The following is a 10295-nucleotide window of genomic DNA, read 5'->3' on the forward strand; positions in this document are numbered from 1 at the left end:
TTGAAAACCATAAAAATCAGGATGATGGTCAAGTCCATCAAACGGATAAACAAGCAGGCCCGCGTTCTGACGCGGGCAGTAGCTGTACGGAAACATACGGCCCGTTCCAAGGATAATGAAAGCACTTCTTCTTCCTCGGAGCGGATACAGGGTCGTATCCATGCAGCCGCGCATCGAACAGTGAGTACGGTGATCCGAGTTCCGATAACGAGGTTAGTGACAATCAATCGACGCTGGCGTTCGCGTTTCCGTTTCCATCATGGTGACCCATCTATTAGGGCGGATACACAGCAACAACCCATGATTCGAGTCCGCTTGCGACGAATGCCGTCCAATGGAAAAGGCCCGAGACTGGCAAAGCGAAAGAGAACACTCCCCCAGGTTGAAGAGACAGCCCGGCATGTAAGAAGGAAACAACCGGCCGACAAGAAGAAGGGAATTGGCCCCAATCCTCCAAGACCCAAGCGCAGTTACGACGAAAAATCAAAAGTCTATGCGCCGCGGCAGAAGCATATGGTCGGGAACGCTCCGTCCTTTTCGGAAACTTTGAAAAGGAACAGAAGTATTCGTCAAAAACGCTTTTCCTTAAAAGGCGTATCTCCCTCCATAAAAGTAAGCCGTTCTGTCGGTCAGGGAACAAGCCAGAGGGAGAAGCGTTCAACTCAACAGCAGGGGATGATTCAAGCTGCCAGCCAAGCGCGCCATTCGATCCAGTGGTCGCGTGCTGCCGCTCAGATGAATCTCCGAATGGTTAAATTGCTGATCCGAGCGATTGCGTTGATTGTCAAAGGACTGTCGGCCATGCTGGGGATCAGCAGTTCGGTTATTATTCTGCTGTGTATCATCATGATTGTAGCCGCGCTGCTTTCTTCCCCGTTCGGTATTTTTGTCGCTGACGAAAACACAGAACCCGATACGAAAAAGCTGGTTCAGATCGTAGATGAGATGGATGCCGAATTTTCCGCCCGCATAGCGAGCATGCAGCAAGCTGCTGGAAAAGTGGATCGCGTCGAAATCCAATTTGTTGGCAGTGCAGACAATAGCCGAATTGATAATTGGACGGATGTAGTGGCTGTTTATGCGGTTAAGACCTCAACTGACAGAGCGGCAATGGATGTAGTCACTATGGATCACCAGCGGGAGGAACTGCTTCAGGCTGTGTTTTGGGATATGAACCGGATCGACTCGCACATTGAAACATTGGAGCATACGAGGACCGTCACTGTTGAACACAGCGATGGAAGTGTGGAGGAACAATCGGTGACGGAAGAGGAACGTGTCCTGCAACTGTCGATTTCGGCACGGACAGCAGAACAACAAGCGGCGCTCTATGATTTTTCAACGGAACAGGCCGATTTGATGAAGGAGCTTCTGTCGGCAGAATTTCGTCCCATGATGATGGATATCTTGGGAAAGAACGGCGATACCGGGTTAACCACCGAGCAGGTTGCAGCGATGATCACCGATTTGCCCACCGGTATGCTTGGAAGCCAGGCTGTCGAGCTGGCATTGACCCGATTGGGCGATCCGTACAGCCAGCTAAAAGCAGGACAGGATCGCTATACGGATTGCAGTTATCTTGTACAGTGGGTATACCGACAGTTAGGCGCTGAATTGCCCAGAACAGCGGCCGAACAGGCGCGGTTTATCGTGGAGAACGGGCTTTCGCTTACCTCCGATGAGCTAATGGCAGGCGATTTGATTTTCTGGAGCTACGAGCCAAACGGGAGGTTTATGGATATTACGCATGTTGGCATTTATGCGGGTGAAGGCAAGGTTATCGATGCCTCCTCCAGCCGGTTACAGGTTGTCTATCGGAATGTGTTCGATGCCGATCTTCAAGTGATGTATGGGAGGCCGTATGTTCAAGATTGATACATTTTCGGTCATATTGCGAGACTCTTTGTGTAGTGAAGAAGATTAGACATATGTTATAGAAGTAAATCTGGCCTCCCAGACCTTCGGCAATATCTCCGAAGACTTGTGAGGTTATTTGTTTGAAAAGCTATTTTTACATACTGGCATTCATTGATGTTCAAATCGGACGTCATGCCGATTAGTCCCGTCAATCTGGATGGAGATAGACAGCGTGCTGTGTTGCTCCACCAGCAAATTGCGTCTGGTTCCTTGTTTTCCCGTATCCGTCTGATTGTTTCTGATTACTTCCAATGTCAAAGGGACTTTCACCAAATGCCGTCGATGCTTTGCCACTCCCAGCCAATGCCTTCTATGTCCTAGTAGGTTTGTAGGCCTGTCGCCTAAACACGTTCAAAGAATCCTGCCTCAGCTCTGGCTTGGAAAAAACGATGTAATGAGTAACAAAGGGTAGAGGTGAGTGACAATGCAAACCCAAAACTGGATGCTATCCGATTCTGGGAAAATCAAATCCGAGAATCCATATACGTGTGACAATTGGGATACAAGACGAACCTATCAACATAACATAAGCCTGCGGCGGAAGAAAACCGCTAGAGCCCCGTCCCAAGGTGGAAGGCATTTTGTATGTACTGCAGACCGACTGCCAAGAGAACGCAGTCCCTCAATAGGTTCTTAGTAATTCACTTTATAGTCGATTTGTAAGTCTTGAAAGGTAGCGTCAAGAAGTTTGTGTAATTATCTTTTAGGGTTTGTGGTGTAGGGTATCCATTGGGACAATGGATATGATTTGCTTTCAAGGTTCAGGGGGGATCCCCCCTGAAATTTTTCCCTTTCATATCCAGTTTTCGAAGGTGCCTATTTTAAATTTTCTTCTTGCGGTGCCATGCTTACTCCACTAGCTTAGGCTGCGGATACTTCTCGCTAAACATTTTTTTGAATGCTTGTTGCGTTTTGACGTCTGCAAATCCGCGCAGCGTCCGTTCGCTCCAGCGCTCGTTGTAGTCAAGCGCCTCCAGGTAAACGATTTTCTCTGCCGCGTCCATGTTCGTCAAACTGTTCATGGGGCGCAGTCGCTTGCGTATTTCCTTGATGGTTCGCTCGATCGGGTTCGAGGTGTAAATGGCGTAATGGATCATCGGCGGGAAATCGTAAAACTTAAGCAGCACAGACAACTCGTTTTCCCACGACGCCAGTTCCTTCGGATAGAGCTTGCCCCACTTTTCCTGAACCAGATCGAAGTTGGCCAAGGCGACATCGCGATCTATGGCGTTGTAAATCGTCTTCATATCCGCCACGAAATCCGCCTTGTCCTTGTCACGGATTTTGGGCAGCGTGTTGCGCATTTTATGGGTGACGCAGCGCTGTACGCCGGCTTGCGGATACGTTTCCCGGAACGCTTCTTCCAGTCCCGCCAAGCCGTCAAACACGCCCAGCAGCACCTCGTGCACGCCGCGCTTGTACAGGTCACGCAAGACATCCCGCCAGCCGTTGGCGCTCTCCTGGCCGCCAACACCGAAGCTGAGGATCTCACGGTGTCCGGCCTCATCGACACCCATGGCAATGTAGATGACTTCGCTGGCGACGGATTGACGTTTGAGTTTGACGTACATCCCGTCCAGATAGATGACCGCATAGCGCTTGGCCAGCGGCCTGGCATGCCAAGCTGCAACGTCGTCCAGTACCGTGCCCGTGATGTTGCTCACGGTCGTTGCCGAGTAGTGGGCGCCGAACATCTTTTCGATAAAGCCGCCGATGTCCCGGGTGCTCATGCCGCCCTTGTACATGTGAATGACGGTGTCTTCGAGCCACGCTTCCCGCCGCTGGTAGGGCGCAAACAGTTCCGTCTGAAAGTCGCTTTGGCGATCCCGCGGCACGCGCAGTTCCGGGATTACGCCATACCGGGTTTCCCAGTTTCTGCTGTAGTACCCGTTGCGGCTGTTCGCATCTTCTGGGTGCTCTACGCGCAAGTAATTGTGGATCTCCTCCTTCAAGAGGGTTTCAATCTTCTCTTTCAGAAAATCTTGCATCATATTTTCAAGTAGCTCTGCGAACGGGTTTTGTTGTATAGTTGTCATTGAGTAGGGTTCCTCCTTGGTGACTTCGACAATCCCCAGGATACCCTACTTTTTTGTCGTCCGATAGACTAACCCGTCCTTACACAACTTATTTTACGCCATCTCTTGAAAGGGGCTTTGAGTATAATGGACCAGGAATAGAACGCATGTTTGGAAGGAATTGGGCGATAAAGCTCGAATTTAGTCATTTCAGTATCAAATCAAGCATTTGGTGTGGTCTGTTGATTTTGAGCGAAGCTATACACTCGATTTCCAAATTTGTAATATAGTTATATATTCGAAATACATCTCGGTCAGCTTTTCATAGTTCAAAAGGTACGATAAAGCTGAGTGTTATATATTAAGCTTCGTGAAGAATTCTACTTAAGTCTGCTAGAGGTTTTAGGATACCATTTTTCCCTTTGGTGTTATTCTACTTGAGGCTTTTTGAACAGGCTCTTATAGAAAAATATACTATAATAACTATGTTTATATATATTTTGAGGTGATTTTGTGGATAGTACAGAGTTGATGACAGCAATACAAAAAATTTTCAATGATAATACAAGCTATATGAACCCGACACAAGCAGCAAATCAAGCTGATTCTATAGCTGCTTTATCGGTAGATCTTTATACAGATTCAAATAGATTTATATATGAGCTTCTACAAAATGCAGATGACTCATCTTGCAACACTGATGGGGTTAAAGTTTGGATAAAAGTATTTAATGATGAGTTGGTAGTAGCACATTCAGGTAAAGTGTTTGATGAACATGACATTCGCGGTATTTGTAATATTAACAACGGGACAAAAAAATCCGACTTAAAAAAGACTGGGTATAAGGGGATAGGATTTAAATCAGTATTTGGTCAATCAAACAATGTTGTAATATATTCTAACGGTGAGTTTTTTAGATTTGATAGTTCTTATAATTTTGAATGGAAATGGGGAATGCCACAAAATGAGTGGGAAAAAGAAAATAACCGAACATTTCAGTACCCTTGGCAAATAATCCCGATATACACTGAAATCAAAGAGGTTAGAGCTGAAATAAGAAATTTTATTTCTGAAATTGGTTCAGCTGTTGCAACAGTACTTAAAATAAACCATATAAATGAAACCAGAGATGCAATTCAAAACCTATCTCAAAATAGTAATATGTTCATATTTTTAAAAAATATTACAGAAATACATTTCGAAGATAAAGTTATTACAATTGATAGGAGTAACGTAAATAGAATAGTCTTAAATAAAGGAGAAAAGTCCCAAAAAGACTGGTTGGTAAATAATGTAAATTTGAATGTTTCAGAAGAGCTAAGAAAGACTCTTATAGAAGAACGGCATATCCCTCCCAAATTATTAGATACGAACTTTATTGAGATGACTTTTGCAGCACAAATTGATAATACTGGCATAGTTACTTTAGAAAAAAAAGATAGAGTTTTATATTCATATTTACCTACTGGTGAAACAAAATACGAATTTCCAGTTTTAGTAAACTCGAATTTTCTTATATCGGCTAATAGAGAAAGTGTTCACAAAGATTCAAAGTGGAACCAGTGGTTATTTGAATGCATTTCTTATGAAATTTTCAAATGGATCTCTAAGTTAGTGACCTCTGATATTTCATTTGAGGCATATAAATTGATACCAGATGACTCATTATATGGTGATGATTTGGCGAAATCTTATAATAAGGGGATTAAAAAAGCAAAAGAGGACATTGCTTTTATTTTATCTCGCAAAGATACAATGATTAAGATTAGCGATGCCTTGATAGATTTTACGTACCTATCAGAAAAAAGTTTTATTGGTGAAGAACCTATTAAAAATTTTGTTTTAAAACAAAATTCTAATGCTGCGACTAAATTTTATGTTAAAAAAAGCGATTTTTTGAATGGTTTAAAAAAACTTGGGGTATCATGTTTTGAATGGAAGGATTTTGGGTCTTTTTTGAGTTCTGTATATTTTAAAAAGACTCATTCTATTCAAAAAAATATTGAGTTGATAAAATTCTTAAAATTGTGCTGTAATTCAGAAAAAATTAAAGGTGTTACGGATGAATTTGTAAGCACTCTTTCTTTCATTTGGGATCATAAAAATCAAATTAACTATCCCAGACAAGTTTGTTTTCCAGCAGCAGATGATGAAAATTGGGATAATATAGATAATGAATTATCTTTTGTACATAAAGATATATTAGCTTGGTTATTACGTGATTTGGAAATAAAAAACTGGTTAGAAAGCCTTGGAGTAAAAGAAAAAACTGATATAACCTACATAACACAAAATATCATACCTCATGCAAGTACCTATGTGAACAAAGGTAACGCAATATCTGAAATTCAAAAATTATTCTCATTATATAGAAAAGGTGATCTTCAAGAAAACCTTCTCCATCAATTATCAGAGATAAATCTTATGACTACAAAAAATACATTGGTACAAGCGTCTAAATGCTATTTATCTGATTTTTATAATCCAAGATTAAAAATCGAAAAAATACTTAGAGATGATATATTTGTTAGTGAAAAATATTGTGTAAATACACATGATAAAGATGAATGGAGACGTTTTTTTAAGATATTAGGAGTAAATGATGGTATAAACACCATACATTATAGTAAGAAAACCAATAAATCTTTATTGGTGAATAAAGGGATAAATTCAGAGTACTTTTTAACATCTGATATGGTGTTTAAACCATATATGAGTTCATTTAGGGCGGATGAGTTTATAGATATTTATACTTTATCACTGATTAATCATGCTTTAGGAAACTATAAGTTCTCTAATGTGTTTTGGCGTGATTATATTGAAAACTATCAACCAATTGAAATTATGGTTGGTGCAACTGCATATTGGGGCAATGATGGGATGCCTGGGCGTATCAGTGGTAATATAGTTGGTAATTATATACCCTGGTTAATAAAGAACATGAATTGTATTCCAACACTTTCAGGACAAACACTAGTTTCTTCATCTGTATTTTTAAACACAGATGAAATTAAGGATATCGCAGGAAAATATCTACCTGTATTTAGCGGTCCGGAATTATCACAAGATTGGAAGGCCTTTTTCAACTTTAAAACTCAACTCGAACTTGAAGATTATTTGAATATACTCGCACAAATTTCATCGAAAAATCAATATGATGATAATATAACAAGTGAAAACTATGAAAGAATACAATTAATATATTCGATTTTATTGGATGACTCTACTAATTGGAGTTTAGATAATATTGATTTAATTAAGAGTTGGTCAAATACAAACTCTCTACTAAATAGTAAAGACTCATTTACGGAATGTAAAGCTTTGAATTATTTTTTAGATGGCAATGAATCCATTTTTCAAGAACAATATGATTTTATAAAATTGAATGCAAAGAATAAAAGTCATCCGAATCTCAAAAAAATGTTGACTTATTTTCAAGTGAAATTATTAAGTCAAGATCAGTTTAATTTAGTGTGTGATAATGCAGAAATATGTGAAAACCTGAAAATAAAGTTTAGCAACATTGTTCCATACTTAAAAATATGGATAGAACATGATGAAAATGATGATAATATTGAGCAAAAATTATTGCAGATGCAAGATAAAATCAATGATTTAGAAATTTATCAATCAGAAGAACTCAAAATCACATATGATGAAATGAACTTTATAAAATATGTTAATTTGCATTATGATAAAAAAACACTTTATGTAACTGACCCATGGAATTCAAATAGCGTACTATTAAGATTAGCGGAAGTTCTATGCACTTTTTTTGGCTTAGAAGGATATAGTAATAAGCTGGATTTTTTATTACGGGCCGAAAGTATTGAAATTCGAAAATACTTTTCCCAAGAAGATATCGAAATTCCAGCAGAGTATTTAATAGTAGACGCCGTTACAACCACCTCATCGCAATATGATGATACCCTCAAAAAGAATTTCGGCGAAGACTTTTTTGAGGATTCATCGCATGATCCGAATAAGAAAATGTACATAAAATCGCTTATTCCAAGAGCCGTAGATAATGTAGTTAAACATCTTAGTACATTATCTGAATATGACTGTACATCTGCTTATGTGATTTCAGAAAGTATTATAGGGGGTATAACTAAAAATGGAAATGATATAAAAGTAGTTGCTAGACCATCAGATAATGATAAAATTAGACTTTTTTATGATTCGGAATTTGATGTCCTTGAATATGTAGATGCAGAACTTTGGTATGAGGATGGAGTTACACCTCCTAAGCAATTTACACTTGGCCAGCTTCTAAAAATGAAAAAAATTAATAAAATACCAATTAAAAAAATTGATATTAAAGATGTTGAAGTAAACAACCCTAAATCTGAAATATTAGATTTTGATGCTGTGCCATTTTCACCTGAAAAAACAGCGCAGATAATCTCATCGTTTGCTAACACTAACGGAGGTACTATTCTATTTGGTATAAAAGAACTATCCCCTACAGAAAATGAAATTGTTGGATTAAGTACAGACTTCAATGTGGTAGATATAGCAAACAAAGCAATCTCAATGCTTAATCCTATTCCTGATGTAAGTTTTGATTGGCTTAAAAGAGGTGCAGAATTAGTCTTTGTTATTGAAACAGAAAAGGCAAATGAGAATATACTTTTAAATAATCAAAAGTATATTAGAGAATTAAATAAAACTAAGCTAGAGTCAATTAATTCTATGATTAAGCATACCATAAATAATCCAAGAATTGAGAAAACGGTTGCGATTATTATAGCAATTGAGAACTATGCAGTAAGAGCAGATAATCAAGTAGATAATGTAAAGTTTGCTATTAAAGATGCTTCACGGTTTAAAGAAATGCTAGTATCCTCAATGGGTATAAGTGAAGAAAATATTTATGAATGGAAAAATGAAGAAGCTTTGAAAAGCAACCTTGATTACGAGCTTAAAAGTTTGTTTTACAGTTTAACTGAAAACGATAGGTTGATTTTTTATTATGTTGGACATGGCTTTCATGATGGTGTGACAAATTATTTGTCAACATATGATATACATCCATTTAATATAGCTGAAACAGCAATTTCTTTGCGTAAAATACTTTTAGATCCTTTGCAGCAATCTAGTTGTAAGAATGCACTTATTTTTATAGATGCATGTGCCAAAAGTTTTGATAATAAAAATGAAAGAAGTCATATTGCCAATATCAATGAAGATGAGTTTAAAATTATTTCAAGCAAGTTTGAGAGCTACTCAATATTTCTATCGTGTAATCCCGGACAAAGTTCATATTCTTGTGATGAATTAAAAAATGGAATATGGACTTATTTTTTAACTAAAGCGATAACTGAATCGGCAGATGAAGTAATTCTTAACCATCAATATATTACAGATAGAAAGCTGGGAGATTACTTGTCTCTTAATGTATCCCAATACGCCAAAAGAAAACATAATTGGAATCAAAACCCTAAAACAATACTTGATTCAAGCTATGAAAATGTTATAGCTAGTATCAAATAAAGTTCGCAAAAAGTATCAGTACCTCAAAAGGTTTATGCAGCAAGTAGTCGTTTTTCTTGAATCTCTTGAATGATCTTAGGGTGAATGTAGGAACGCTCAGGGCAAAGCTGCAGGCTTCCCAGAAGCTACTTAGCATGTCGTCATGCCTATCTCTGCATAAAAGTACAGTTACGTTTTTACTGAATAAATAGTTTCTGCCGACCGTGAACTTCTATTTTGCAATTAGGTTTATCGTCAGCTCTGCTTCAATTTGCCAAGTACCGCGGCTGAACAGGCGAGGTATCTATTGGAAAGTGGAATGTCTATCTTGGACACCGTTTTATCGAAAAAATTGGTGGTGGATTCCGGAATATTTTCATCTCTGGGGGTCGAATTCCCCGCAGCTCTGCTGCGAAGTAACTTAGGCAATGCTGTATAAACATAAATCACATAACGTGTCAGTGCTCATGTACCATTTTGTGTGTCCAGCGAAGTATAGAAAACCGTATTCAGCCAAGAAGTCGACCAGACACTCAAAGAGATATGCCTGGGAATAGCCAAGCGGTATGAGATCGAATTTCTAGAGATTGGGACAGATCGGAACCATGTGCATTTTCTCATCGTAATCGGTACCGAGATACAGTCCGACCAAAATCATTCGAACGAAAAAAAGCCTTACCGCCCGAGAAATATTTGCCCGCCACCAAGAAGTAAAGAAGCAATTATGGGCGGAGAGTTCTGGTCAGACGGCTACTTCGTCAACACGGTCAGTAAGTTTGGAAGTGAAGAGACGATCCGAGCGTACGTGAAAAATCAAGGAACCGAACAAGAATACGTGGAGTTGCACAAAAAAACAGATTATGAACAACCTACATTTTTCTAAGCGAG

4 protein-coding genes are annotated in these 10295 nt (G+C 39.1%); 3 read left to right on the forward strand and 1 reads right to left on the reverse strand.

Annotated features, from left to right (window positions below; all coding sequences use genetic code 11):
* Complete coding sequence (locus tag FE784_RS41595) at nt 1–1875, forward strand: C40 family peptidase (protein ID WP_218103781.1); 1875 nt, start codon at nt 1–3, stop codon at nt 1873–1875.
* 890 nt (nt 1876–2765) lie between these two features.
* Here the strand turns inward: FE784_RS41595 and FE784_RS16010 are convergent.
* Nucleotides 2766–3953, reverse strand: coding sequence for an IS256 family transposase (locus FE784_RS16010; RefSeq protein ID WP_139603224.1), 1188 nt, complete (start codon nt 3951–3953; stop codon nt 2766–2768).
* A gap of 492 nt (nt 3954–4445) precedes the next feature.
* Between FE784_RS16010 and FE784_RS16015 the strand changes: the two genes are divergently transcribed.
* The gene (locus FE784_RS16015; protein ID WP_139603225.1) at nt 4446–9428 is read left to right on the forward strand and encodes a sacsin N-terminal ATP-binding-like domain-containing protein; all 4983 of its coding nucleotides are present in this window, start codon (nt 4446–4448) and stop codon (nt 9426–9428) included.
* A 532-nt stretch (nt 9429–9960) separates the two neighbouring features.
* Nucleotides 9961–10290: a transposase gene (locus tag FE784_RS16020; protein ID WP_425465549.1), complete on the forward strand. Its 330-nt coding sequence runs from the start codon at nt 9961–9963 to the stop codon at nt 10288–10290.
* The last annotated feature ends 5 nt before the right edge of the window (nt 10291–10295 follow it).

This window comes from Paenibacillus hemerocallicola (assembly GCF_006265175.1).
GTDB classification, from domain to species: Bacteria; Bacillota; Bacilli; order Paenibacillales; family NBRC-103111; genus Paenibacillus_AB; species Paenibacillus_AB hemerocallicola.